The organism is Tessaracoccus sp. O5.2 (genome assembly GCF_964266725.1).
Classification (GTDB): domain Bacteria; phylum Actinomycetota; class Actinomycetes; order Propionibacteriales; family Propionibacteriaceae; genus Arachnia; species Arachnia lapidicapta.
In genome coordinates, this window is sequence record NZ_CAXWGV010000004.1 from 58,385 (window position 1) to 84,526 (window position 26,142).

At 69.5% G+C, this 26,142-nt stretch carries 23 protein-coding genes; 18 read left to right on the plus strand and 5 right to left on the minus strand.

Translation table 11 applies throughout. The features are described from left to right. Positions 1 to 108: 108 nt before the first annotated feature. From ACFQPD_RS02735 to ACFQPD_RS02760, 6 genes are all read left to right on the plus strand, one after another. Positions 109 to 1,374, plus strand: coding sequence for an extracellular solute-binding protein (locus ACFQPD_RS02735; protein ID WP_385898183.1), 1,266 nt, complete (start codon positions 109 to 111; stop codon positions 1,372 to 1,374). A gap of 75 nt (positions 1,375 to 1,449) precedes the next feature. Next, on the plus strand, positions 1,450 to 2,403 hold the full coding sequence (locus tag ACFQPD_RS02740; RefSeq protein ID WP_197971762.1) for a carbohydrate ABC transporter permease: 954 nt from the start codon (positions 1,450 to 1,452) through the stop codon (positions 2,401 to 2,403). Between the two features lie 3 nt (positions 2,404 to 2,406). Beyond that, positions 2,407 to 3,264 carry a carbohydrate ABC transporter permease gene (locus ACFQPD_RS02745; RefSeq protein ID WP_385898185.1) on the plus strand — a complete coding sequence of 286 codons (858 nt, stop codon included), beginning with the start codon at positions 2,407 to 2,409 and terminating at the stop codon, positions 3,262 to 3,264. 206 nt (positions 3,265 to 3,470) lie between these two features. After that, positions 3,471 to 5,174 carry a 2-isopropylmalate synthase gene (gene leuA, locus ACFQPD_RS02750; RefSeq protein ID WP_385898247.1) on the plus strand — a complete coding sequence of 568 codons (1,704 nt, stop codon included), beginning with the start codon at positions 3,471 to 3,473 and terminating at the stop codon, positions 5,172 to 5,174. Positions 5,175 to 5,177: 3 nt separating this feature from the next. Continuing rightward, complete coding sequence (locus ACFQPD_RS02755) at positions 5,178 to 7,727, plus strand: DEAD/DEAH box helicase (RefSeq protein ID WP_385898187.1); 2,550 nt, start codon at positions 5,178 to 5,180, stop codon at positions 7,725 to 7,727. Between the two features lie 16 nt (positions 7,728 to 7,743). After that, positions 7,744 to 8,700, plus strand: a complete 957-nt coding sequence (locus ACFQPD_RS02760; protein WP_385898190.1) for an acyl-CoA thioesterase — start codon at positions 7,744 to 7,746, stop codon at positions 8,698 to 8,700. On the opposite strand, the gene ACFQPD_RS02765 is transcribed toward ACFQPD_RS02760, so the two are convergent. After that, complete coding sequence (locus ACFQPD_RS02765; protein WP_385898250.1) at positions 8,701 to 9,471, minus strand: isoprenyl transferase; 771 nt, start codon at positions 9,469 to 9,471, stop codon at positions 8,701 to 8,703. Between the two features lie 26 nt (positions 9,472 to 9,497). On the opposite strand from ACFQPD_RS02765, the gene recO reads away from it, so the two are divergent. Continuing rightward, positions 9,498 to 10,220: a DNA repair protein RecO gene (gene recO, locus ACFQPD_RS02770; RefSeq protein WP_385898192.1), complete on the plus strand. Its 723-nt coding sequence runs from the start codon at positions 9,498 to 9,500 to the stop codon at positions 10,218 to 10,220. Here recO and ACFQPD_RS02775 read toward each other — a convergent pair. From ACFQPD_RS02775 to ACFQPD_RS02790, 4 genes are read right to left on the minus strand one after another with little or no spacing between them, the layout of a single operon-like run. After that, positions 10,217 to 10,624, minus strand: coding sequence for a Fur family transcriptional regulator (locus ACFQPD_RS02775; RefSeq protein WP_385898195.1), 408 nt, complete (start codon positions 10,622 to 10,624; stop codon positions 10,217 to 10,219). The genes recO and ACFQPD_RS02775 overlap by 4 nt on opposite strands. Then, a complete protein-coding gene (locus tag ACFQPD_RS02780; RefSeq protein WP_385898198.1) occupies positions 10,611 to 11,597 on the minus strand; it encodes a metal ABC transporter permease in 987 nt (328 codons plus the stop codon). The genes ACFQPD_RS02775 and ACFQPD_RS02780 overlap by 14 nt, the downstream gene beginning before the upstream one ends. After that, entirely contained in the window at positions 11,594 to 12,346 is a 753-nt protein-coding gene (locus tag ACFQPD_RS02785) for a metal ABC transporter ATP-binding protein (protein WP_385898200.1), read from the minus strand. Before ACFQPD_RS02785 ends, ACFQPD_RS02780 begins: the two co-directional genes overlap by 4 nt. After that, the gene (locus tag ACFQPD_RS02790) at positions 12,333 to 13,298 is read right to left on the minus strand and encodes a metal ABC transporter substrate-binding protein (RefSeq protein ID WP_385898203.1); all 966 of its coding nucleotides are present in this window, start codon (positions 13,296 to 13,298) and stop codon (positions 12,333 to 12,335) included. Before ACFQPD_RS02790 ends, ACFQPD_RS02785 begins: the two co-directional genes overlap by 14 nt. 180 nt (positions 13,299 to 13,478) lie before the next feature. Between ACFQPD_RS02790 and ACFQPD_RS02795 the strand changes: the two genes are divergently transcribed. The 11 genes from ACFQPD_RS02795 to dnaG all read left to right on the plus strand — a co-directional run bounded on the left by ACFQPD_RS02795 (position 13,479) and on the right by dnaG (position 26,106). Next, the gene (locus tag ACFQPD_RS02795) at positions 13,479 to 14,795 is read left to right on the plus strand and encodes an ABC transporter substrate-binding protein (RefSeq protein ID WP_385898205.1); all 1,317 of its coding nucleotides are present in this window, start codon (positions 13,479 to 13,481) and stop codon (positions 14,793 to 14,795) included. A 72-nt stretch (positions 14,796 to 14,867) separates the two neighbouring features. Continuing rightward, a complete protein-coding gene (locus tag ACFQPD_RS02800; RefSeq protein ID WP_385898207.1) occupies positions 14,868 to 15,860 on the plus strand; it encodes a carbohydrate ABC transporter permease in 993 nt (330 codons plus the stop codon). Then, positions 15,857 to 16,762, plus strand: a complete 906-nt coding sequence (locus ACFQPD_RS02805) for a carbohydrate ABC transporter permease (protein WP_385898209.1) — start codon at positions 15,857 to 15,859, stop codon at positions 16,760 to 16,762. Before ACFQPD_RS02800 ends, ACFQPD_RS02805 begins: the two co-directional genes overlap by 4 nt. A gap of 56 nt (positions 16,763 to 16,818) precedes the next feature. Continuing rightward, on the plus strand, positions 16,819 to 17,121 hold the full coding sequence (locus tag ACFQPD_RS02810; RefSeq protein WP_385898211.1) for a putative quinol monooxygenase: 303 nt from the start codon (positions 16,819 to 16,821) through the stop codon (positions 17,119 to 17,121). Between the two features lie 13 nt (positions 17,122 to 17,134). Next, positions 17,135 to 19,279 carry an alpha-galactosidase gene (locus ACFQPD_RS02815; protein WP_385898213.1) on the plus strand — a complete coding sequence of 715 codons (2,145 nt, stop codon included), beginning with the start codon at positions 17,135 to 17,137 and terminating at the stop codon, positions 19,277 to 19,279. Between the two features lies 1 nt (position 19,280). Further along, on the plus strand, positions 19,281 to 20,357 hold the full coding sequence (locus ACFQPD_RS02820; RefSeq protein WP_385898215.1) for an ROK family protein: 1,077 nt from the start codon (positions 19,281 to 19,283) through the stop codon (positions 20,355 to 20,357). Between the two features lie 38 nt (positions 20,358 to 20,395). Further along, entirely contained in the window at positions 20,396 to 21,547 is a 1,152-nt protein-coding gene (dusB, locus tag ACFQPD_RS02825) for a tRNA dihydrouridine synthase DusB (protein ID WP_385898216.1), read from the plus strand. Between the two features lie 2 nt (positions 21,548 to 21,549). Continuing rightward, positions 21,550 to 21,762, plus strand: a complete 213-nt coding sequence (locus ACFQPD_RS02830; RefSeq protein ID WP_385898218.1) for a hypothetical protein — start codon at positions 21,550 to 21,552, stop codon at positions 21,760 to 21,762. Between the two features lie 85 nt (positions 21,763 to 21,847). Beyond that, positions 21,848 to 23,134, plus strand: a complete 1,287-nt coding sequence (locus ACFQPD_RS02835; RefSeq protein ID WP_385898220.1) for a citrate synthase — start codon at positions 21,848 to 21,850, stop codon at positions 23,132 to 23,134. 63 nt (positions 23,135 to 23,197) lie between these two features. Beyond that, positions 23,198 to 24,262, plus strand: coding sequence for an HD domain-containing protein (locus ACFQPD_RS02840; RefSeq protein ID WP_353080751.1), 1,065 nt, complete (start codon positions 23,198 to 23,200; stop codon positions 24,260 to 24,262). A gap of 20 nt (positions 24,263 to 24,282) precedes the next feature. Beyond that, positions 24,283 to 26,106: a DNA primase gene (gene dnaG / locus ACFQPD_RS02845; RefSeq protein ID WP_068752109.1), complete on the plus strand. Its 1,824-nt coding sequence runs from the start codon at positions 24,283 to 24,285 to the stop codon at positions 26,104 to 26,106. Positions 26,107 to 26,142: the final 36 nt, after the last annotated feature.

Here is a 26,142-nt window from a genome sequence, read left to right on the forward strand (position 1 = left end):
ATTTGGTCACGACCAGCGCGCGCCCGATGCGCGCAGCGAGCACACTCCTAGGATCGCAGGCATCACACCCCCTCCGCCCGGCGGAGGACACCTAGGAAGGAAGTGCACGTGAACAAGCGTGTCCTGAAGTTCGGCGCGGTCGCCCTCGCCGGCGCGTTCGCCCTGTCCGCCTGCGGCGGCAGCGAGCCCGCCGCCACGAACAGCGAGCCGGCTGATCCCGGTTCGCTCGAAACGACCATCAAGATCCTCGCCCCGTCGTACTCGGACTCGTCGCAGGCTGACTGGCAGGCCATCATCGACAAGTTCAACGAGACCTACCCCGACGTCGACGTCGAGCTGCAGATCGAGGGCTGGGACGGGTTCACGGACAAGGTGTCGGCGCGCATCCAGGCCGGTGACTACCCCGATATCCTCAACGACAACGCCTTCGCCGCCTCGGCCGACGCCGGGATCCTGTACCCGATGGACGAGGTCCTCTCCGCCGACACTCTCGCCGCGATCGAGCCGTCGCTGCTCGCCAACGGCGTCGGCACCGACGGCACGCAGTGGGCCGCCCCCGACATCGCGTCGGCGCGCATGATGGCCTACAACGTCGACCTGTTCGAGGCAGCCGGGATCACCGAGCCGCCGAAGACGTGGGCCGAGCTCGAGGCCGCCGCGGAGAAGCTCGTCGCACTGGGCGACGACGTGCGCGGCTACGGCATGCCGCTCGGGCGCGAGGAGGCGCAGGTCGAGTCGTCGCTCTGGCTGTGGGGCGCCGGCGGCGACTGGGCCGACGGCGAGGGGCTCAAGGCCGACACGCCTGAGGCCACCGAGGCGTTCGCGCAGATGAAGAAGATGTACGAGGCCGGCTACACGCAGTCCAACCTCGAGGACAACCGCGTCGACATCGCCGATCTCTTCCAGGCCGGCAAGCTCGGCATGATGATGGCCCACTCGGCGATCGTCGCCGACGCCGAGGCGAAGGGCGTCAACGTGGCGCTGGCGCCGATCCCCGCCAAGGACGGCGGCGACGGCGTGGCGCTGGGCGTCACCGACTTCATCGTCGCGTTCGACAACGGTGACGCCGACCGCAAGGCCGCCACGTCCGCGTTCCTCGACCTCATGTACTCCGACGAGATGTACGAGGGCTGGTACAAGGGCACCGGGCTGCTTCCCGTGACCACGTCGATGATCGACAAGGGCAAGGCGGAGTCGGACGAGAACGGCGCCGCGTTCCTCGAGGCGCTGTCGATCGTCAAGTTCCTGCCCGTGGGCAACCCGGCGTGGGACGTCCTGCAGACCGCGCTCCAGGGCTCGGCCTACAAGGTCAGCAGTGGTGACCCGGCCGAGGTCCTGGCCGAGATCCAGGCCCAGGTCGACGCTCAGAGCTGACACCCGTCGCGGGGTGGCGCCGGTAGGATCCGGTGCCACCCCGATCCATGACGATCCGAGGAGGACACAGCCACCGTGTCACTGACCGCCACCCCGTCGATGGTCCGGGACAGCACGCGGCGCCGCAAGCGCTCCGGTACCCACGCCGTCCTCACCGCACTGCCCTGGCTGGTGCCCACCCTCGTCCTGATCCTCGGCGTCGTGCTCTACCCGGCGGCGCTGATGATCTACACCTCGTTCTTCAAGTACAACAACCGGGGCATCCAGCGCGGCGACGCCCCCGTCGGCCTGGACAACTACATCGGCACCGCGGGGGCCCTGACGTTCCCCGGCGTGCCCGTGGGGCGGATCCTGCTCAACACGGTGCTGTGGGTCGCCGTCGTGGTCCTCATCACGGTCGTGCTCTCACTGGCGCTGGCCCAGTTCCTCAACCTCGAGTTCCGGGGCCGCAAGGCGCTGCGCCTGTTCGTGATCCTCCCGTGGGCCTGTTCGGTCGTCATGACCGCGACCGTCTTCCGCTACGGGCTGCAGGAGAACGTGGGCCTGTTCAACCGACTCCTCGTCGACACCGGCATCCTCCAGCGCGCGCAGGCGTGGACCAAGGACCCCACCAGCGCCTTCTGGGTGGCGGTGTTCGTGGCGATCTACGTCTCGCTGCCCTTCACGACCTACACGATCCTGGCCGGGTTGCAGGCCGTGCCCGACGACGTGCGCGAGGCCGCCCACGTCGACGGCGCCGACGGGCTGCGCCGCTACTGGTTCATCGTCCTACCCCTGCTTCGGCCCGCGATCGCGGTGGCGGCGCTGATCAACATCATCAACGTGTTCAACTCGCTGCCGATCCTGCGCCTGCTGCAGGAGACCCCCGGCTATCACACCGGTCACATCACCACGACCCTGATGTTCGAGTACCAGCGGGCACTGGGCCCGGGTGTGTCGTCGGCGCTGTCGGTGCTGAACTTCATCTTCTGCCTCGTGATCATCGCCATCTACCTAGCGATCGTGCAGCCGACGAAGGAGGTGGCCTGAGCCATGGCACGCACCCGGTCCGTCCGCGGCGGCATCAACAAGCCGCCCAGCCCGTGGGTGATCGCCCTCGGCTCCATCGCCATCGTCGTGTTCTTCGGCTTCCCCTACGCGCTGATGTTCATCTCGTCGCTGAAGACGCGCCTGGAGATCACCAACATCCCACCGGACTACTTCCCGGCGGCGCCCCGCTTCGACAACTACCTCACCGTGTGGGCGTCGGAGGTCGACCCGGCGTCGTCGCTGCTGGCCACCGCGGTCATCGCGCTCGGCGCCACACTGCTGGTGCTGCTCGTGGCCACTCCCGCCGCCTACTACGTGGCGAGGTTCCGCTTCCCCGGCCGCATGGTGTTCCTCCTCCTCGTGCTGTGCACGCAGATGCTGCAGCCGACCGTCCTGGCCGTCGGCCTGTTCCAGGAGTTCAAGGGCTGGCAGGGGTACGCGGTGTGGGCTGCGCTCATCCTCATCAACGCCGCCTTCAACCTGTCGTTCGCCATCTGGATCATGCAGGCCTTCTTCGCCTCGGTGCCCAAGGAGATCGACGAGGCCGCCCTCATCGACGGGCTGGGCCGACTCCAGACGATGTTCAGGATCTCGCTGCCGCTGGTGTGGCCGGGGATCGTCACCGCGATCGTCTTCGTGTTCGTCAACTCGTGGAACGAATTCTCCGCCGCGTTCATCCTGGTGCAGCAGACGAACCTGCAGCCCCTCACCGTGTCCATGCCGCGTTTCCTGGGCCTCTACATCAAGGACTGGCAGTACCTGTTTACCGTCGCGATGATCGCGATCGTGCCGGTGGTCATCCTGTTCAGCTTCATCGAGAAGCGGCTCATCGGCGGCCTCACCGCCGGTTCGGTCAAGTAGTGGAATCCCGCAGCGGCGGTGCTACAGTGGCCGACGTGGCACGGCATACCCTCCTTCTTGGCTGCCGCAGCGAGGCCCAGTATCTCTGAGCCAGAAACCTCGCTGCGGTGCTTCGTCGCGTCTGGCGCACCAGCACAGCCCAGGAGACTCAGATGACCACCTTCACCACCCGCCCGCAGCCCGTTCCCGTTCAGCAGCCGACGCCGATGCCGGTGCACCGCTACACCCCCTTCGTCCCCGTCGACGTCCCGGACCGCACCTGGCCCGCCCGGCGGATCGAGAAAGCGCCGCGGTGGCTGTCGACCGACCTGCGCGACGGCAACCAGGCCCTGATCGATCCCATGACGCCGTCGCGCAAGATGCGGATGTTCGAGCTGCTGGTCGACATCGGATACAAGGAGATCGAGGTCGGGTTCCCGTCGGCCTCCCAGACGGACTTCGACTTCGTCCGGCAGCTGATCGAGGGCGACAAGGTCCCCGACGACGTCACGATCTCGGTCCTGACCCAGGCCCGCGAGGACCTGATCAGCCGGACCGCCGAGTCGCTGATCGGCGCCAACCGCGCCACGATCCACATGTACAACGCGACGGCGGAACTGTTCCGTAAGGTCGTCTTCCGCATCTCCGAGGACGAGTGCGTGCAGCTGGCCACCCGCGGCACCGAGCTGGTGATGAAGTACGCCGACATGCACCTGCGCGACGTCGAATTCGGCTACCAGTACTCGCCCGAGATCTTCACGCAGACGCCCACCGACTTCGCTGTCGAGGTCTGCAACGCGGTGGCCGACGTGTGGCAGCCGGGCGAGGGTCGCGAGATCATCTTCAACCTGCCCGCCACCGTCGAGCGCTCCACCCCCAACACGTACGCGGACCAGATCGAGTACTTCATCCGCAACGTGCGCAACCGCGAGCACGTGGCGGTGTCGCTGCACCCCCACAACGACCGCGGCACCGCCGTCGCCGCCGCCGAGCTGGGGCAGATGGCGGGCGCGGACCGCGTCGAGGGCTGTCTGTTCGGCCACGGCGAGCGCACCGGCAACGTGGACCTGGTCACGCTGGCGCTGAACCTGTACACGCAGGGCGTCGACCCCGAGGTCGACTTCTCGGACATCGACCACGTGCGACGCACCGTCGAGTACTGCACCGGCCTGCCCGTGCACCCGCGGCACCCGTACGCGGGGGACCTGGTCTACACGGCCTTCTCGGGCTCGCACCAGGACGCCATCAAGAAGGGCCTGGAGTACCTGGAGGCCGAGGCCGCCCGGCAGGGCAAGCTGCTGGACGAGGTGGACTGGGAGGCCCCGTACCTGCCGATCGACCCGCACGACGTGGGCCGCACCTACGAGGCGGTCATCCGCGTCAACTCGCAGTCCGGCAAGGGCGGCATGGCCTACATCATGAAGTCCGAGTACAAGATGGACCTGCCGCGGCGTCTGCAGATCGAGTTCTCCCGCGTCGTCCAGGCCCACACCGACGAGTCGGGCACCGAGGTCACCCCGTCGCAGATGTACTCCATCTTCGAGCGTGAGTACCTGGGCCAGGGGCCGTGGCGCCTGACGTCGGCCGGTTCGACATCGAGCAACGGGCAGTTCCACGTCACGGCGGTCGTCGACGGCCCCACCCGCCAGGGGGTCGAAGTCGACGGCGAGGGCAACGGACCAGTCTCGGCGTTCGTGGACGCCCTGGTGCAGGCCGGTGCGCATGTGCGCGTGCTGGACTACGCCGAGCACGCCCTCGAGGCCGGCGGCGACGCCAAGGCCGCGGCCTACGTCGAGTGCGAGGTCGGCGAGGGCGACGACACGACCGTCCTGTGGGGCGTGGGCGTCGACACGAGCATCACCAGCGCCTCGATGAAGGCGATCCTGAGCGCGCTGAACCGGGCCGCGTCCTGGACCATGGCGCCGGCCTGACCGGTGCCGAGACTCACCGACCCGGTCGGCACCGACCCGGACGCGCTGTACGAGCGGTTCTCGTCCTGGGCGGCGGGGGAGAACATCTCCCTCTACCCGCACCAGGACGAGTCCGCGATCGAACTGTTCACGGGCAACAACCTCATCCTGTCGACACCGACGGGTTCGGGGAAGTCGATGGTGGCGCTGGCGGGGCACTTCGCGGCGCTGGCCACGGACCGGGTGAGTTTCTACACCGCGCCCATCAAGGCCCTGGTCAGTGAGAAGTTCTTCGCGTTGTGCCAGGTGTTCGGCGCCGACAACGTCGGCATGATCACCGGCGATGCGTCCGTGAACGCCTCGGCGCCCATCATCTGCTGCACGGCCGAGGTGCTGGCCAACATCGCACTGCGCGAGGGGCGCCACGCCGACGTCGGGCTGGTCATCGCCGACGAGTTCCACTTCTACTCGGAGCCCGACCGTGGGTGGGCGTGGCAGGTGCCGCTGCTCGAACTCCCGCAGGCACAGTTCCTGCTCATGAGCGCGACGCTGGGTGACGTCTCGGCACTGGCCGACGACCTCACCCGCCGGACGGGGCGCCCCACCAGCCTGATCAGCGACGCGGAGCGGCCCGTGCCGCTGCTGTTCGAGTGGTCGATGACGCCGCTGCAGGAGCGCGTGGTCGACCTGATCCAGGAGCAGAAGGCGCCCGTCTACATCGTGCACTTCACGCAGGCCGAGGCGCTGGAGCGGGCACAGGCGCTCCTGTCGCTCAACCTCATCACCAAGATCGACGCCGGTCGCATCGCCGAGGAGATCGGGGCGTTCCGGTTCGGTCCGGGCTTCGGCAAGATCCTCTCCGGCCTGGTGCGCAGGGGGATCGGGGTCCACCACGCCGGCATGCTGCCCAAGTACCGCCGCCTGGTCGAGCAGCTGGCGCAGACGGGCCTGCTCAAGGTGATCTGCGGCACCGACACGCTGGGCGTGGGCATCAACGTCCCGATCCGCACAGTGCTGTTCACGGGCCTGACGAAGTACGACGGGACGCGGGTGCGGCGGCTGAAATCGCGGGAGTTCCACCAGATCGCCGGCCGGGCGGGCCGCGCGGGCTTCGACACCGTCGGCTTCGTCGTGGTCCAGGCGCCCGAGCACGTCATCGAGAACGAGCGCGCGTTGGCCAAGGCCGGCGACGACCCCAAGGCGCGTCGCAAGGTCGTCCGCCGCAAGCCGCCGGAGGGTTTCGTCGGCTGGAACGAAGAGACGTTCGAGCGCATCGTGGTGGCGCAGCCCGAGCAGCTGATCTCCCGCATGCAGGTCACGCACGCCACGGTGCTCAACATCGCGCAGCGCCCCGGCAGTGGCGCCGAGTCGATGCGCGGCCTCATCGAGTCCTCGCACGAGTCCCGCGACCGCAAGCGCGCCCTCACCCGCCGGGCGCTGGCCCTCACCCGTGCGCTGCTGCGCTCTGGGGTGCTGGTCAAGCTGGCCGCGCCGGACCCGGAGGGCCGCTGGTGCGCGATGGCCGAAGGCGTCCGCGACGACTTCGCCCTCAACCAGCCCCTCGCCCCCTTCGCGGTGGCCTCCCTGGCGCTGCTCGATCCGGACTCGCCCACCTACCACCTGGACGTGGTCTCCGTCATCGAAGCCGTGCTCGAGGACCCGTTCCAGGTCCTCCTCGCCCAGCAGTTCCTCGCGCGCGGCGAGGCCGTGGCGCAGATGAAGGCCGACGGCGTCGAGTACGACGAGCGCATGGAACTGCTCGAGGAGGTCTCCTGGCCCAAGCCGCTCGACGAGCTGCTCCACCACGCCATGGGCATCTACGCACAGTCCCATCCGTGGGTCGAGGCGGCGGCGCTGTCGCCGAAGGCGGTCGTCCGCGACATGTGGGAGCGGGCCATGAGCTTCACGCAGTACGTGTCGTTCTACAAGCTGCAGCGCACCGAGGGCGGCCTGCTGCGCTACCTGTCCGACGCGTACCGCGCTCTGCGGCACACCGTCCCCGACGAGCATCGCAGCGAGGAGTTCGACGACCTGGTCGAATGGCTGGGGGAGACGGTGCGCCAGACCGACTCGTCGCTGCTCGACGAGTGGGAGGCGCTGACCGACCCGGAGAAGGTGGCCGCCGCCGCGGAGGCCGCCGCTCAGGGCGCCCCGCCGCCGCCACCGCGACCGGTGACCGGCAACGAACGCGCCTTCACCGCCATGATCCGCACCGCGATGTTCCGCCGGATCGAGCTGGCGGCCCGTGACGACGTCGACGCTCTGGCCGCGCTCGAGGCGGCGGCGTCCGCGCTCGCCGACCCGCCGCTGCCCGTGCTCATGGACGCCGACGCCTGGGACGAGTCGTTGGGCGAATACTGGGACGAACACGACGACCTGCTCACCGACGGTGACGCCCGCGGGCCGGGCCTGTTCCGCATCGAGAAGGGCCGGGACCGGTGGACGATCCTCCAGGTCGTCCACGACCCGGAGGGCAATCACGACTGGATGATCCGGGCGGAGGCGGACCTGGCGGCGAGCGACGCCGCCGGCACCGCCGTCGTGCGGGCCGCGGCGTTCGCCCGGATGGACTGATCGAGGGGAGACACCGGTGCCTGGGACTCAACGCGGCGTGACCCTGCGCTTCCTGGCGGAGCCGATGGACGCCAACGTGCGTGGGGTCATGAGCGCCGGGAAGGTGCTCGAGTGGATCGACAAGGCGGGCTACGCCGCCGTGGGATGGGCGGGCACGTACGCCGTCACCGGGTACGTCGGCAACATCCACTTCACCCGCCCGATCAACGTGGGCGACCTGGTCGTCATCCAGGCCAGGGTCGTCCTGACGGGGCGCACCTCCCTGCAGGTGGTGTGCACGGTCTCCAGCGGCGACCCGCGGTCGTCGTCGCGCGTCCTCAACACCCAGTGCGTGCTGCAGTTCGTCGCCATGGAGGACGGCAGGCCGGTGCCGGTGCCGTCGTTCGTGCCGCGTGACGACTGGGAGCTCGGCCAGCACGAGCGGGCGCTCGAGATCAACGTGGCCCGGCGCGCCATCGAGGAGGAGATGCAGCACCAGGACTACGCCGGTGACACCGGCGCCTGCCGCGAGACGCTGCGCTTCCTCGCCGCGCCCACCGACGTCAACTGGGGCGGGAAGGTGCACGGCGGATACGTCATGAGCTGGATCGACCAGGCCGCGCAGGTGGTGGCCGAACGTTGGCATGCCGGCCCGGTGGCGTCGGTGTTCGCCGGCGGGGTGCGCTTCTACCGCCCCATGTTCATCGGCGACCTCGTCGAGGTCGACGCGCGCCTGCTGTACACCGGCACCACGAGCATGCACATCTCGGTGCATGTGCGCTCGGGCGACCCGCGGACCCGGGACCTGCGTGAGACGACGCACTGCACGATCGTCTACTGCGGCGTCGACGAGCTCGGCCGGAAGCGTCCGGTGCCGCCGTGGCGGCCGGTCCTGCCCGGCGACGTGGCACTGGCGGAGCATGCCCGGGCCATGATCGACATCCGGGAGCGTCTCCTGCGCCCGATGCCGCGTGAGCTGCCGCCAGACCTCTGATCAGGCAGAGCCGAAGCGGCGCTCGCGCGTCGCGTACTGGCTGACGGCGGCCCACAGGTCGCGGCGGTCGAAATCGGGCCACAGCCGGTCGAGGAAGATCAGTTCGGCGTAGGCGGACTGCCACAGGAGGAAGTTCGAGGTGCGCTGTTCGCCCGACGAGCGCACGAAGAGGTCGACGTCGGGGATGTCGGGCTCGTCGAGGAACCGCGCGAAGCGCTCCTCGGTCAGCCGGTCGGGATCGAGCTTGCCGGCTCGGGCCAGCCTGGCGATCTCCCGTGCCGCGTCCACGATCTCGGCACGTCCCCCGTAGTTGACGCAGAACTGCAGCGTGAGCGTGTCGTTGCCGGCGCTCATCTCCTCGGCCGTCTCCAGCTCGCGGATGACAGATCCCCAGAGCCGCGGCCGCCGTCCCGCCCACCGGATACGGACGCCCAGCTCGTTGAGTTCGTCCCGGCGACGGTGGATGACGTCGCGGTTGAAGCCCATGAGCCAGCGGACCTCGTCGGGTGACCGCTTCCAGTTCTCCGTGGAGAAGGCGTAGGCCGACAGATACGGGATGCCGATCTCGATGGCCCCATGGATCACGTCCAGCAAGGACGCCTCGCCGCGCGCGTGTCCCTCGGTGCGCTTGAGTCCCCGCTCCTTGGCCCAACGGCCGTTGCCGTCCATGACGATCGCGACGTGCCGGGGCTTGGCCTTGGCCGGCAGCTGTGGGGGGACGGCTCCGCTGGGGTGCGGCGTGGGGTGGCGGCGGGGCGTGGGCACGGCTATGAGCGTACCGGCCTACACTCGGGGGCGTGCCCACCTACCGCGACCAGGCCGTGGTGCTGCGGACCCACCAGCTCGGTGAGGCGGACCGCATCATCACGCTGCTGACGCGCACGCACGGCAAGATCCGGGCGGTCGCCAAGGGCGTGCGCAAGACGTCGAGCAAGTTCGGGGGCAGGCTGGAACCCTTCCAGCACATCGACATCCAGTTCGCGGAGGGCCGCGGATCCTTGGAGGTCGTGACGCAGGCGGAGGCGCTGCACGTCAGCCGCCTCGCCGAGGACTACACCCGGTTCACGGCCGCCGAGGTCCTGGTCGAGACCGCCGACCGGCTGGTGGCGGAGGAGCACAGCCCCTCGCTGCAGCAGTACCGCCTGCTGCTGGGGGCGCTGCGCGCGCTGGAGGCGGGGGAGAGGGCGGCGCCCCTCGTCGTCGACTCGTACCTCCTGCGGGCGTTGGCGGTCGCGGGCTACGCGGTGGCGACGGCTCGCTGTGCGGGCTGCGGCAGCGCGGACATCCGCTGGTTCTCGCCCATGGGCGGCGGGGCCGTGTGCACCGGCTGCCGGTCATCAGGCTCGGGGCAGCTCGGCCCCGCGGAGGCTGTGCACCTCGGCGCCCTGCTCAGCGGTGAGTGGGACACGGTGACCGCGACCGATGTCGCCACGGCCAGGCGCGTCGACGGCATGGTGGTGGCCTACGCCACGTGGCATCTGGACCACGCGCTGCGGTCGCTCCCGTTCTTCGAGCGCTAGTCGTCCCGCCCCGAGCAGGCGCGGCACAGGCCGAACACCTCGACCTCGTGGCCGACCTCGGTGAAGCCGTTGGAGGCGGCGACCTCCGCGGCCCACTCCTCGACCGGTCGGGCGACGATCTCCACGGAGTAGCCGCACTCCCGGCACACCAGGTGGTGGTGGTGCGACGACGAGCAGCGCCGGTAGGTCGCCTCGCCGTCGGCGCTGCGCAGCATGTCGACCTCGCGGGCCTCCGTCATGGCCTGCAGCGCGCGGTACACCGTCGCCAACCCCACCTTCGCGCCCGACTCCCGCAGCTGGTCGTGCAGCTGTTGCGCCGTGCGGAACTCCTCGCACCCCTCGAGCAGGTCGCGGATGGCGGCCCGCTGCCACGTGTTGCGGGCCCCGGTCCTAGTGCTCGTCATAGTGGTCGCCGTGCCGGGCGTGGCGGTGCCCGTCGTGGACGTAGTCGACGTGGTCGCCGTGTTGGATCACGGCGATCCCGGGCCGGTGGGCGAAGGCGTCGTCGTGTCCCTCGGCGGGCACGTGCGTGTGGGTGCCGTGGTCCTCGACGTAGGGGATGAAGCGCTCCGCCCCGCGCAACCGCCGGCCCACGAGCCAACTGAGCCCGAGCAGGAGGATGGCGGTCACGACGATGGTCGCGCCGGTGGCGGTGTCGAGATAGAACGAGCCGACGGTGCCGGTGACGGCGGCAGCCGCGCCGATACCCATGGCGCCGAAGAAGGAGGCCGTGAACCCGATGAACGACTGCTGTGCCGTCGCGACGGGAATGACCATGAGGGCGCTGATGAGCAGCAGGCCGACGGTGCGCATCGAGATGGTGACGGTGACGGCCGCGAGCACGACGACCAGCAGGTTGAGCAACCGCACCCGGATACCGAGGACCTGCGAGTAGTCCTCGTCGACCGACACGGCGAACAGCCGCGGCGCCAGCCCCACGGTGAGCGCGAGGATCACGACGGCCAGGCCGGCGATGATCCAGAGATCCTGCGTGCTGACGGAGGTGAGGGATCCGAAGAGGTACGCCGACAGGCCGCCGGCGCCCTGGCCGGCGACGCCGGCCATGAGGACGCCCGACGCGAGCCCTCCGTAGAAGAGGATGGCCAGGCCCAGGTCGCCCGACGCCTTGCCGTGCTGCCGGAGCAGCTCGACCACGACGGCGCCTGCGACGCAGGTGACCACGGCCACCGGCAGGGGAGCCCAGCCGGTCATGAGCGCCAATCCGACCCCCATGATCGCCACGTGGCCGAGGCCGTCGCCGAGCAGGCTCATCCGGCGCTGCACGATGAAGGTGCCGATCGCGGGCGCGATGAGGCCGCTGAGGACGGCCGCCAGCAGGGCGCGTTGCATGAACGGCAAGGTGAGTGCCTCGATCACGACCGCACCCCCGAGATCGGATCCGCGAGGCCGGTGAGCGACGGCAGCGGCGGGCCCGGCTGGCATTCGTGGGCCCCTGTGGTCTCCTGATCGACGACCCGCCCGTCGCACAGCGTCACGGCTCGGTGCAGCACGGGTGCCATCGGGCCGAGCTCGTGCAGGACGACCAGGAGGGCGAGCCCCTCGTCTGCCAGCCGGCCCAGCAAGTCGGCAAGGCCGCCCTGGCTGTGCAGGTCCACGCCGGCCAGCGGCTCGTCCATGACGAGCAGCTCCGGCTGCGTGGCGAGCGCGCGGGCGATGAGCGTGCGCTGCTTCTGCCCGCCCGACAACGCCGCGAATGGCCATCCGGCGCGCCCAGCGAGACCCACCTGGTCGAGGGCGCAGTCGATGGCCGCGTGGTCTGCGGAGCGGAGCCACTGGAAGGGCCGGCGGTGCGCCAACCGGCCCGACGACACGATCTCGCGGACGGTCGCGTTGGCCACGGCGACGGCGGAGTGCTGCGGAACGTACCCGATGCGCGACCAGTCGCGGAAGGTGGCCAGCGGCTCGCCGAACAGAGAGATGCTCCCCCCCTGGTGCGGGACCAGTCCCATGAGTGTGCGGACCAGCGTGGACTTCCCGGAGCCGTTGCCGCCGAGGAGGGCGACCGCCTCGCCCGTTGCCACGGAGATGGACACGTCGCGGAGAATCGGCAGGCCACCCAGGGAGACGAACACCCCTTCCGCGTGCAGCGGGTCAGGCGCAGTCATTGGCGGAGCGCAGTGCGGTGAGGTTGGCGCGCATGATCGAAGGGTAATCCGTTCCCGGGGAGTTGTCGGTGAGGCCCTCGAGGGGGTCCAGGACCGCGGTCTCCAGGCCGAGGTCCCCCGCGATGGAGGTGGCGACGGCGTCCGACGTGAGCGTCTCGAAGAAGATCGTCGTGATGCCGTGGCGCGCCGCCTCCTCGTGGATCTCCGCAATGCGGGCGGGGGAGGGCTCGGCGTCGGGGTTGACGCCGGAGATGCCGATCTCGGTGAGGTCGTAGCGGTCGGCCAGGTAACCGAACGCCGCGTGGGTCGTGATGAACTCCCGACGCTCGCAGGTGGCGAGGCCGGTCGTGAATTCCTCGTCGAGGGCCAGCAGCTCCTCCGCGGCCGCGTCCGCGTTGGCGGTGTAGTCCGCCGCGTTGTCCGGGTCCACCTCGGCGAGCCGCGCCCCCAGTTCCTCGACGAGGGTGGCCATGCGTGCCGGGTCCTGCCAGAAGTGCGGATCCAGGTCTGCGTGGTCATCAGCCTCGTCGGCATGCTCATCGGTGTCGTCGGCGTGCTCGCCACCGTCGTCGGCGTGCTCGTCGTCGTGTGCCGCCGCGGCGGGGATCAGCCCGACTACGTCCGCCGCGTCCATCACTGAGGCAGGCCCGCTCTGTGCGATGGCGTCGTCGACGGCCGGCTGGAACCCTGCCAGGTGCAGCACGAGATCGGCGTCGCTGAGCGACGCGATCTGCTGCGCGGTGAGTTCGAGATCGTGTGCCTCGGTCCCCGGCGTCGTGAGCCCGCTCAGGGAACCGTGCTCGCCCAGCACCTGGCCGGCCGCCCACTCGAGCGGGTAGAAGGCGGCGACGACGCGCGGCGCTGCGCCGTCCTCCTCAGCGGCGGGGGAGCCACAGGCGGCGAGGGCGAGCGCGGTGAGTCCGGCGGGGAGCAGGCGCATCAAACGTGACATGAGAACCATTATCAATTAGCGCCAGGCTCGACGCAAGTCGGCCGCACAACGTCACAGTTTGATAACTTTGGGGCAAAACTAAGGCGCGACGCTGCGCCCGAGTGGCAGGATCACCGATAGGAGCAGCCTGGCAAGGACCGTCAGGCGTCAGTCATCTCCAGTGCAAAGGAGCGAACCTTCATGCGCAAGAAGTACTCATGGCTCGCCGGTATCGCGGCCGTCAGCCTGCTGGCCACCGGATGTCTCGGCGCAGACTCGACGCCGGACGCGACGGACGGCGGAGGCGAGGAGACGGCCAAGGAGACCATCCAGATCATGTACGCCTTCTCCGGCGACCAGTCGACCGCCTTCCAGAAGGACATGGAGACCTGGGGGAAGGAGAACGGCATCACGTTCGACTGGATCCAGTCGAACGAGTTCGAGGTCCAGATCAACTCCAAGGTCCAGTCCGGCAACGCGCCCGACATCGCCATCTTCCCGCAGCCGGGCATCCTCCGGGCCCTGGCCGAAGAGGGCGAACTCGCCGAGCTCGGCACGCAGGTCGATCTCGACCAGCTCGAGGCCGACATCATCCCGGGCTTCCTCGACGCCGCCACCGTCGACGGCACCGTCTACGGCGCGCCGATGGCCATGAACGGCAAGTCGTTCTACTGGTACAACAAGCCGGCCTTCGAGGCGGCGGGCTACACCGTGCCCACCACGCACGAGGAGCTGCTGGCCCTCGTCGAGGAGATCAAGGCCGACGGGGTCGCCCCCATCTGCTACGGCATGGAGTCCGGCTCGGCCACCGGGTGGCCCGGCACCGACTGGATCGAGGACTACGTCCTGCAGACCGGCGGCACCGAGGTGTACGACAAGTGGGTCTCCGGCGAGATCAAGTTCGACAGCCCCGAGGTGCGCGAGGCCTTCGCGATCTACGACGAGCTGCTGATGACCGAGGGCAACGTCTACGGTGGCATCCAGAACGCGCCGTCCAACGCCTTCGCCACGGCTCTCAACCCGATGTTCGATGAGGAGCCGAAGTGCTACCTCGGCAAGCAGGGCAACTTCATCACGCAGAAGGGATTCTTCCCCGACGACGTCTTCGCTGAGCTCGACACGACCGTCGGCATGTTCGTGACCCCGAGCGTCAAGGGTGAGAGCCCGGTCCTCGGCGGTGGCGACCTGGCGGCGGCCTTCACGAAGAACGACGCCAACGTCAAGAAGGTCATGGCCTTCATGACCACCGACCCCGAGTTCGGTGACAACCAGGTCCAGACCGGCGCGTGGCTGTCGCCGCTGACCACCTTCGACGCGGAGAAGTACCCCAACCAGGTGCTCAAGGACGTCGCGGCCGCCGTCGCCGACGCCTCGGTGTTCCGTTTCGACGGGTCGGACCAGATGCCCGGCGCCGTCGGCTCCGGCAGCTTCTGGACCGGCATGGTCGACTACACCAGCGGCCGCACCGACCTCGATGCGACGCTGCAGGCGATCGACGCCAGCTGGCCGGCGAGTTAGTCCCGACCCCGTGAACGGCTGGCGGTGGACCGGATCCCGGGCCACCGCCAGCCCCATCCCTAGGAGCACCTCATGATTGAGAAACTCGGCCTCGCACTCGGCGCGGTCGTGGTCGGTGTCCTGGGCGCAGTAGCGCTGTTCTGGCTACTCAACAAAGCCGTCGAGCTTCTCCCGAAGAAATGGGAACTCCGGCTCAAGCCTTACGCACTGCTGCTGCCCGCCATGGCCGCGATCACCGTCTTCCTGCTGTACCCCGCCGCCGAGACCGTCATCGCCAGCTTCCGCCGCGGCCGCCGCGGCCGGCTGCTGGAGTTCGTCGCTTTCGACAACTACACGCGCCTCTTCGGCGACCCCAACTTCATCAACACCCTGATCAACAACGTCCTGTGGATCATCGTGGCCCCGGCGGCCATCGTCGCGTTCGGCCTTCTCGTGGCCGTGCTCGTCGACAAACTCCGCCCCACGGCCGAGAAGGTGGCCAAGTCGATCATCTTCCTGCCCATGGCCATCTCGATGGTCGGCGCCTCCACGATCTGGAATCTGGTCTACGCCTGGAAGCCCCAAGGCTCCTCTCAGATCGGCCTGCTCAACCAGATCATCGTCTCACTCGGCGGATCTCCCCAGACCTGGCTGCAGATCGACATGCTGCGGTTTAATTCCTTCCTGCTCATGGTCGTCTACATCTGGACCCAGGTGGGCTACGCCATGGTGCTGCTCTCGGCGGCCCTCAAGGGCGTGCCCGAGGACACCATCGAGGCCGGCCGCATCGACGGCGCCTCCGAGAGCAGGATCTTCTGGCGGATCATCCTGCCGCAGGCCTGGCCGACGGTGGTCACGGTCTTCATCACGGTCCTCATCGGCGTGATGAAGGTCTTCGACATCGTCTACGCGATGACCAACGGCAACTACAACACCAACGTGCTGGGCAACGCGTTCTATGCGTCGCTGTTCCGCGCCGGTGACCCGGGTGTCGCGTCCGCGATCGTTGTGATTCTCATCATCGCGATCATCCCGGTCCTGGTCTATCAGGTCCGTCAGTTCCGGCTCCAGGAGGCGAACGCATGACCGTCGCAGCCCCCACCAAGACGATCAAAGCCAAGCGTGGTGAGGACAAGGCACGCTCCGTCGGCTCCGGCAAGATGCTCTGGCTCATCGAGGCCGTCGTCGTCATTCTGTGCCTCCTCTGGCTCATCCCCACCATCGGCCTGCTCATCACGTCGTTGCGCCCCCGCACCGAGTCCAACTCGAACGGGTGGTGGAACGTCTTCGCCAACCCGACGCAGATCACGATCGACAACTACCGCGAGGTGCTCACCACCGGCGCCATCCCGTTCGCGGACGCGTTCGTCAACTCCATGACGGTGGCGATCCCGGCGACGATCATCCCGATCCTCATCGCCGCGTTCGCCGCGTACGTGTTCACGTTCATGCACTTCCCCGGCCGCGACGTGCTGTTCATCATCATCGTCGGGCTGCTGGTGGTGCCCAACCAGGTGGCCTTCGTGCCGCTGTCGATCATCTTCCAGCAGATGGGCATCAACGGGCAGTTCGCCACCGTGTGGCTGGCCCACACGGGCTTCGGAATGCCCTTGGCGGTCTACATCCTGCGCAACTACATGGCGTCGCTGCCGAAATCGGTCGTCGAATCGGCCGAGATCGACGGCGCGTCCCACTGGCAGACCTTCTGGCGGCTCATCATCCCGATGTCCACGCCGGCGCTCGCGTCGTTCGCCATTTTCCAGTTCCTGTGGGTCTGGAACGACCTGCTGGTCGCGCTGATCTTCCTGGGCCAGGGTGACAACGCGGTCCTGACCATCGCGCTGGCCGGCGTCCTGGGCACGCGCGGCGAGAACTGGCACCTGCTGACCGCAGGCGCCTTCGTGTCCATGGTCCTGCCGCTCGTCGTGTTCTTCGCCCTGCAGCGGTACTTCGTCCGCGGACTCACCGCGGGCGCCGTCAAGGGCTGACGCTCGGTGATCCCGGGTCCGTGACCACCACGGGCCCGGGAGTAGCCTTCCGTCCCATGCTCGTCATCACCCGATTCGCGTCCCCCGGCCCCGGCTTCCTGGCGGAGGCCCGGGCCGTCGTCGACTGGTGGTCGGCCCGTCCCGGCTGCCTCGGCATCGACCTGGTGCAGAACCTCGACGACCCGGATCTCTTCGCCCTGGTGGGTCGGTGGGCCTCGGTGGGGGATTACCGCCGCTCCTTCAACGGCTATGACGCCAAGATGATCCTCACTCCTCTCCTGTCACGCGCCGTCGACGAGTCCAGCGCCTACCTGCCCGTCGAGGAGATGAGCGTCAACGTTCCCCGCGACACCGACTGAACGAGAGGACACCATGACCAGCAGACTGCTCCTCACCACCGCGGGCGTGTCCGTCGCGCTCGTCGTCGACGGCGCGCGGCTGCCAGAGGTCGTCCACTGGGGTCACGAGCTGTCGCCCTTGACGTCGGACCAGTTCGATGCGCTGGTCCTGGCCCACCGGTACCAGGCCGGGCCGAACAATCCCGACGAGCCTCCCCGCTTCGGGCTGCTGCTCGAGGGACGCTACGGCTGGACGGGCCGTCCGGGACTCATCGGCTCACGTGCTGGCCGCGACTGGACACCGGACTGGGCGGTCACGTCGGTCACCGTCGACGGACGACCGGCCGGGGAGATGGTCGTCGTGGGGGCCGCCACCGTCGAGTTCCGCGCCAGCTCCGAGGAGTCGCGGCTCGACCTCCTCCTGACGTTCCATCTGACGCACCAGGGTCTCATCCGGGTCCGCGGCAGGCTGACTAACCTGGATGACGCGCCGTTCGCGGTCGACGAGTTCACCGTTGGCCTGCCGGTGCCCAGCGCCGCGTCGGAGCTGCTCGACTTCGCCGGCCGGTGGGGTGTGGAGCGCTTCGCGCAGCGGCGTGAGTTCCTCGTCGGCCAGCATCGGCGCGAGGGGCGCCACGGCCGCACCGGGGCGGACTCCTCCTTCGTCCTTCACGCCGGCACACCCGGCTTCGGCTTCCGCTCCGGGGAGGTCTGGTCGGTGCACACCGCCTGGAGCGGTAACCACCTCCACGTGGCGGAACGCGACTTCATCGGACACCAGGTCCTCAGCGGCGGCGAGCTCCTGCTCGCCGGAGAGGTGCGCCTGGGCCGCGACGACAGCTACGCCACCCCGTGGGTGTACTTCAACTACGCCGACGGGTTGGACGCCCAGGCTGACCGCTTCCATGGCTGGCTGCGCGCGCTGCCGCACGCCCCGTCGCCGGAGCGCCCCGTGACGCTCAACGTCTGGGAGGCCGTCTACTTCGACCACGACGCGTCGCGGTTGATCGATCTGGCCGAGCGGGCCGCGGCGCTGGGCGTGGAACGCTACGTGCTCGACGACGGCTGGTTCGGCGCCCGCCGCGACGACCATGCCGGCCTCGGTGACTGGGTCGTCGCGCGGGACGTGTGGCCCGACGGACTGCACCCGCTCGTGGACCACGTGCAGAACCTGGGGATGGAGTTCGGACTGTGGTTCGAACCCGAGATGGTCAACCTTGATTCCGACGTCGCGCGCGCCCACCCCGAGTGGATCATGCAGCCGGCGGGACGCCTGCCCGTGGAGTCGCGCTACCAGCACGTGCTCAATCTGTCCGTTGAGGGTGCGTGGCGCCACGTCTTCGACCAGATGGACGCCATCTTGTCGGAGTACCGGATCGACTACGTCAAGTGGGACCACAACCGCGACCTCATCGACGCCGGCACCGCGCCGCACGGCGAGCCCGCCGTGCACGCTCAGACCCGGGCGTACTACCGACTCCTCGACGCGCTCCGGCACCGGCACCCGGACGTCGAGTTCGAGTCCTGCTCGTCCGGCGGGGCCCGGATCGACCTTGAGGTGATGAACCGCGTGGAGCGCGTCTGGGTGTCCGACGTGATCGATCCGGCCGAGCGGCAGCGTCTGCTGCCGTGGACGGGCCAGCTCCTCCCGCCCGAGTTCATGGGCAGTCACATCGCCTCCGGCCGCTCGCACAGCACGGCGCGCTGGCACGACATCGAGTTCAGGGCGGCCACCGCCGTCTTCGGGCATCTGGGCATCGAATGGGACCTGGCCCAGGCCACGGAGGACGAACTGGCCCGGTTGCGGTGGTGGATCGACTGGTACAAGCACAACCGGCGCGTCCTCCTCGGCGGCCGTCAGGTCCGCGTCGACATGCGCGAACCGCAGTGCTACTTCAAGGGCGTCGTCGCCGATGACAAGGCCATCTTCTCCCTCTCCATGCTGAGTGTGTCCCCGGCGGTCAGCCTCGGGATGCTGCGCTTCCCCGGCCTCGACCCCGACGCCACCTACCGGGTCACCGTGATCGACCACCAGAGGATCCCCGCGATCCACCTGGTTCCCTGGGAGGCGGCCCCCGGACCGCTCGAGCTGCCGGGCCACGTCCTGATGCACACCGGCCTCAGGGCCCCCCAGATGCTGCCCGACACCGCGGTGATCTTCGAGCTCGACCGGATCTGAGATGCACCCGATCCTTATGGACCCCACCACCAGGAGCGTGGCCTTGGCCGTGCTCCGCCACGGGCCCATCTCCCGCGCCGAGGTGGCCCGCATGCTCGGGCTCTCCTCGGGGTCGCTGACCCGGATCACCAAGCCGCTCATCGAGCAGGGCCTGCTGGAGCAGGGGCCGCCGTCGGCGCTGGAGATCGGCCGGCCACCGGTGCCGCTGCGGATCGTCGACGAGGCCGCGCAGTTCCTGGGGGTCAAGATCGTGCCGGGCCACGCGTGGGTGGTGCAGACCGGTCTTGCCGGCCAGGTGTGGCACTCCGAGGAGATCGGTCTGGACACCGACACGCTGGAGTCCACGGCGCAGGGTCTCGTCGAGGTGATCGCCCGGTTCCCGACCCCCGCGGGGGTGGGGGTGTGTCTCCCCGCGTCGGTCGAGCCCGACGGGGTGCTGCACGCCACCCGCATGCTGGGCTGGCCCGGCGGTGGCAACCTCGCCGGCCGGATCAGCGCCCTCACCGGGCTGCCGTGCGCCACCGCGAACGACATCGACGGCCTGACGCTGTACCACCACTGGTTCGGGGCGGGCCGGGGGCTGACCGACTTCGTCGTGGTGACGTTCGGGCTGGGCGTCGGGTGCGGCGCCGTCGTCGACGACAACCTCCTGCTCGGCTGCCAGGGGGCGGCGGCGATCCTCGGCCGGTTGTGGCTGCCCGACGGCCGCATCTTCGGCGACGTGTTGTCGGAGCCCGCAGTCGCCGCCGCGGCATCGGAGGCGGTCGGGCGACGGCTCGGATTCCGCGAGGCGCTGGCGGAGCCGCGGGCGGCCGGGGCTGTCGACGACGCGGTGCGGGCCATGGGCCACCTGGCCGCGGCCGCCGCCATCGCCTTCGCCCCCGCCCGGATCCTCCTGACCGGCGAGGGCATCGACCTGCTCGGCGGCTCCCTGGACGCCGTCCGCGAGGTGATGGCGGAGGACTGGCGCGAGGACCTGAACCTGCCCGACCTGGCGCTGCAGCCGCTGGACTTCCGCGACTTCGCCAGGGGAGCGGCCGTCGCCGCGATCAGGCTTCGGCTGACGTCGGGGGCGTGACGTAGGCTGGGGGGCCGCCCATCACCCCCAGGAGCCCGATGCCCACCGTCCAGCCGCTGCGCCTGCACGCCCCCAGCCGTCCCGACGCCGTCGTCGTCGACCTGCCCGTGGTGCTGGCGCCGATGGCTGGGGTCACGAACGCGGCCTACCGGCAGCTGTGCCGGGAGCAGGGCGCCGGACTCTACGTGTGCGAGATGATCACGTCGCGGGGCCTCGTCGTCGGCGACCCGAAGACGCGCGACATGCTCCGGTTCGACCCGGGCGAGACCGTTCGTTCGGTGCAGCTCTACGGCGTCGACGCCGATGTGATGGCCGACGCGGCGCGCATCCTCATCCGCGATTTCGACGTCGACCACATCGATCTGAACTTCGGCTGCCCGGTGCCGAAGGTCACCCGCAAGGGCGGGGGCGGGGTGCTGCCCTACAAGCGAGACCGGCTCCGGGCCATCGTCCGGGCCACCGTGCAGGCTGCCGACGAGTTCGGTGTTCCCGTCACCATCAAGACCCGCATCGGGATCGACGACGAGCACGAGACCTTCCTCGACGCCGGTCGCATCGCGCAGGAGGAGGGCGCCGCCGCCGTCGCCTTGCACGGCCGCACTGTCCAGCAGGCCTACTCGGGTGAGGCCGACTGGTCCCGGATCGCCGAGCTGGTCGCCGCCGTCGACATCCCCGTCCTGGGCAACGGCGACATCTGGGAGGCGGAGGACGCGCTGCGGATGATGGACGAGACGGGCTGCGCCGGTGTCGTGATCGGCCGTGGCTGCCTCGGCCGCCCGTGGCTCTTCGGGGACCTGGCGGCCGCTTTCGCGGGCGAGGAGCTCCGGCACCGGCCGGCGCTGGGGGAGGTCGGTCGCATGCTGATCAGGCACGCCGAACTCCTCACCGAGCTCATGGGGGAGCGGCACGGGTTGACGGATCTGCGCAAGCACATGGCGTGGTACTTCAAGGGCTATCCGGTGGGGGAGCTGCGGCGTCGCTTCGCCATGGTGTCGTCCCTGGCGGAGCTGCGCGAGCTGGTGTCTCTTCTCGACGCGGAGGCGCAGTTCCCGGTGGCGGAACTCGGCACGCCTCGCGGTCGGCAGGGGTCGCCCCGCGGGCGCGTGGTCCTGCCCTACGGTTGGTACGACGACACCTCCGGGTGTGAACTTGACCTGTCGGACGCCGAGATCGGCGTGAGCGGAGGATGACGATGGCGGAACGCAAGAAGTTGCCGATCTGGGCGCAGGCGGGGCGCGCGGTCGCGCTCCTTGCAGTGCTCGTCCTGTTCGTGAGCGCCTACTTCGTCTCCATCGGGACACCGCAGGAGGTCCTCACCTGGGAGCGGATCGGCAGCAGCGCCTTCGGCATCGCGGTGATGGGGGTCGCCCTGCTGTTCATGGGCCGCGCCCAGACGCGTAAGTAGGGGCCGCCCGGGGGCGGCGGCGTGCCGTCGTTATTCTGAGCGCAGCGCCGGCCCGGCCGGGGCCGGCCCTGTCCCAGGAGGTTCCATGGGCGAGACGGCAACCATCATCATCGACGGCACCAGCTACGAACTGCCCGTCGTCACCGGCACCGAGGGGGAGCGCGCCATCGACATCTCGTCGTTGCGCTCGACCACCGGGCTCATCACACTCGACGACGGCTACGGCAACACAGGGTCCTGCCAGTCGGCGATCACGTTCATCGACGGCGAGCAGGGCATCCTCCGCTATCGCGGCATTCCGATCGAGGATCTCGCGGAGCGGTCCAGCTTCATCGAGACCGCGGAGCTGCTCATCTTCGGTGAGCTGCCCGACGAGGAGGAGCGGACCGAGTTCCGCCACCTGCTCAGCGAGAACGCCGCACTGCACCGCGACATGCGCAAGCACTTCGACGGCTTCCCCGCCGACGCCCATCCCATGGCCATCCTGTCGGCCATGATCAACGCGCTGCAGACGCACGAGCTGCACGACATCGAGACCACCGACGCGGCGCACTTCAAGTACGCGGCCGCGGGCCTCATCGCCAAGACCCGCACGATCGCGGCGGCGTCCTACAAGTCGCACATCGGCCAGCCCATCGCGTATCCGCGCTACGACCTCAACTACGCCGAGAACTTCCTGCACATGATGTTCTCCGTGCCGTACCGGGACTACGAGCCCACCCCCGAGGTGGCGCACGCGCTCAACATGTTCCTGGTCCTGCACGCCGACCACGAGCAGAACTGCTCGACGTCGACGGTGCGGATGGTCGCATCGTCGGGCGCGAACATGTACTCGTCGGTCTCCGCGGGCGTCAACGCCCTGTGGGGCCGGCTGCACGGCGGCGCGAACATGGCGGTCATCGAGATGCTCGAGCACATCCGCACCACCGGCATCACGCCCGAGGCCTACCTGGCCCGCGTCAAGGACCGCTCGTCCGGCGTCAAGCTCATGGGATTCGGGCACCGCGTCTACCGCAACTTCGATCCCCGCGCCCGCATCCTCAAGGACGCGGCGGACAAGTTGCTCGACGCCATGCACATCACGGACCCCCTGCTCGACATCGCACGCGAGGTCGAGCAGGCGGCGCTGGCCGACGACTACTTCGCGTCGCGACGCCTCTACCCGAACGTCGACTTCTACTCCGGCATCATCCTGCGCGCGATCGGAATCCCGCTGGACATGTTCACCGTGATGTTCGCGATCGGGCGCACCCCCGGCTGGATCGCGCACTGGAAGGAGGTCACCGACAACCCTCGCCAGCGCATCTACCGGCCCCGCCAGGTCTACGTCGGCAACCCACTGTCGCAGTGGATGCCGCGGTCGGAGCGCTGACCTCGGCTACGGTTGGGAGCGATGGACACACCGCTCCCGCGCACCCGGCTCTGGGCGTCGACCATGCACGGACATGGCGACGACGTCGTCACCGCGCACGCCTCGTCGACCGCGCGGGTCGGCGCCCGGGAGCCGCGGCGCAGGGAGCAGCGCGAGGAGATCGAGCGGCTGACGCTCGCGCCGGAGGCGAGCTTCGCCGTCGGTGCCGGTACCCGGGAACGACCCGAGGAACCGGACCCGTTCCGCACCTGCTTCGAGCGCGACCGTGACCGCATCGTACACTCGGCGGCCTTCCGGCGTCTGGCCGGGAAGACCCAGGTCGTCGTGTATCCCACGGACCATCAGCGGACCCGGCTCACGCACGCCGTCGAGGTCGCCCAGGCGGCGGTCGCGATCGCCCGCGGGGTCGGCGCCAACGTCACGCTGGCCGACGCGATCGCGCTCGGCCACGACTGCGGCCACGGGCCCGGCGGCCACGCGTCGGAGGACGCGTTCGACCGGTTCATCGCCGGCGGCTACGACCACGGCCCGTGGGGGGCCGACGTCGTTCTACGTGACCTTAATCTGACGTCGGAGACACTCGACGGGATCCGCAACCACTCCTGGTCGCGCCCCGCGCCGGCGACCCTCGAGGGCGAGATCGTCTCGTGGGCGGACCGGATCGCCTACTGCGCCCACGACCTGGAGGACGCGGTGTCCGCCGGCATCGTCGCCACGGCCGACGTACCCGCCGTCGTGCGAGAGGTGGCGGGGGTGACCCGCCGCCAGCAGCTGGCGACGTTCATCAACGCCGTCATCGACACCACCTCGGCCACCGGCGTCGTCGGCATGGACCCCGTGACCGCCGAGGCACTCGGCGAGCTGCGCCGGTTCAACTACGAGCGCATCTACACCCGCGCCGAATCCGTCGCGCAGTCGCACACGGTGGTGCGGGTGCTCACCGATCTGGTCGAGTTCTACCTGGCGTCGCCCGCGGCGCTGCCCGCCGAGTACCGCGGCGACGATCTCGTCCGGGGCGCCGTCACGTACGTCGGCGGCATGACCGACCGGTTCGCGTTCGAGCAGGCCCGACACCTCCTGGGCTGGGACCCGAAGCGACTCCCGAAGGGCATCGGCCGCGGCGCCTGAGCAGCGGGTAGAGTGGCACCGTGGCGGGCCGGATCAACGACGAGGACATCGCGGCGGTCAGGGAACGCAGCCGGATCGACGACGTGGTCGGCAGCTATGTGGCGCTGCGCAACGCCGGCGGCGGATCGCTGAAGGGGTTGTGCCCCTTCCACGACGAGAAGACCCCCTCCTTCACGGTGACGCCCGCGCGCGGGTTCTTCTACTGCTTCGGCTGCGGCGAGGGCGGGGACGTCATCACCTTCCTGCAGAAGCAGCAGAACCTGTCCTTCACCGAGGCGGTGCAGGTGCTGGCCGACCGCAGCGGGATCGTGTTGCGCGTCGAGGACGACGGAGGACCGACGCAGGCACCCGGGATGCGCCGCCGCGTCATGGAGGCCAACGAGGCGGCGCAGGCGTTCTTCGCCGCGCAGCTGGAGTCCGCGGAGGCGGTTGAGGCGAGGCGCTTCCTCCACGGCCGCGGTTTCGACCGCGAGATCTCGCTGCGCTTCGGCATCGGGTACGCGCCCCGGCACGGGGGTGCGCTGCGGCAGACGCTGCGCGCCCAGGGCTTCTCCGATGAGGTCCTCCAGACCGCCGGCCTCACCCGTCAGGGCGGCCGGGACTTCTTCGTCGGCCGCGTCCTGTGGCCCATCAGGGACTCGGCGCAGGCCGTCCTCGGTTTCGGGGCGCGGCGCCTCTACGACGACGACCGCATGCCGGCTAAGTACCTCAACACCCCAGAGACCCCGGTCTACAAGAAGTCGCAGGTGCTCTACGGTCTGGACCTGGCCCGCCGCGAGATCGGCCGCAAGGCGCAGGCCGTCATCGTGGAGGGTTACACCGACGTCATGGCCGCGCACCTGGCGGGCGTGGAGACCGCCGTCGCCTCGTGCGGCACGGCGTTCGGGGACGATCACGCCCGCCTGCTCCAGCGCCTCATGGGGACCCACGACGGCCTGCACGGCGAGGTCATCTTCACCTTCGACGGCGACAAGGCGGGGCAGGCGGCCGCCCTCAAGGTGTTCAAGGGCGACCAGAACTTCATCGCCCAGACCTACGTCGCGGTGGAACCCTCCGGGCTGGATCCCTGCGACCTGCGCCTCCAGCACGGCGACGCGGCGGTCCGGGAGCTCGTGGCGCGCCGCATCCCGCTGTACCGCTTCGTCATGGCCAACATCGCCAAGAGCTACGACCTCGATCGGGCGGACGGACGGCTCGGGGCCGCCAGGGAGGGCGCGGAGCTGCTGAGCTCCATCCGGGACCAGTCCCTGGTGAGCCAGTACCTGCGTGAGCTCTCGGCCGTGCTCGGCATGGACGTCGACGAGGTCCGCCGTGAGGCGTCGCGGGCCCGTCACCGGTCTCCGGAGCCCGACCACGGGGCTGACGACGCTCCTCGTCCGGACCCCGCGTGGCCGAACCCGAACGACCCGGGCCTCAGGCTCGAGCGCGACACCCTCAAACTCATGTTGCAGTGCCCCATGACGTTCGACGAGGCCTGGAACGCGGTCGAGGCGGAGGACTTCTCGCACCCCGCCTACGCCGCGGTCTTCCGCCTCATCGCGGAGGTTCCCTGGGGCGAGGCGTGGACCGACCGGCTGCGCGCGGCCGCGCCGTCGGACCTGGTGCGGCAGCTGATGGTGGCCCTTGTGGTGGAGCCATTGCTGCGCGAGGCCGACGAGACCTATGCGCTGCAGCACAGCTCTCGGCTCAAGCTGGCGCGCGTGACGCGGCAGATCGCGGACCTCAAGTCCCGCCTGCAGCGCACGGACCCGGTGAAGGACCCCAGCGGGCACCGCGCCCAGTTCGCGCAGTTGACCGAGTTGGAGATGCGTCGCAAGCAGCTGCTGTCGGTCGGGCTCAGCTGAGCCACCCGTCGGCCCGGAGACGGCAGACCGGGACGA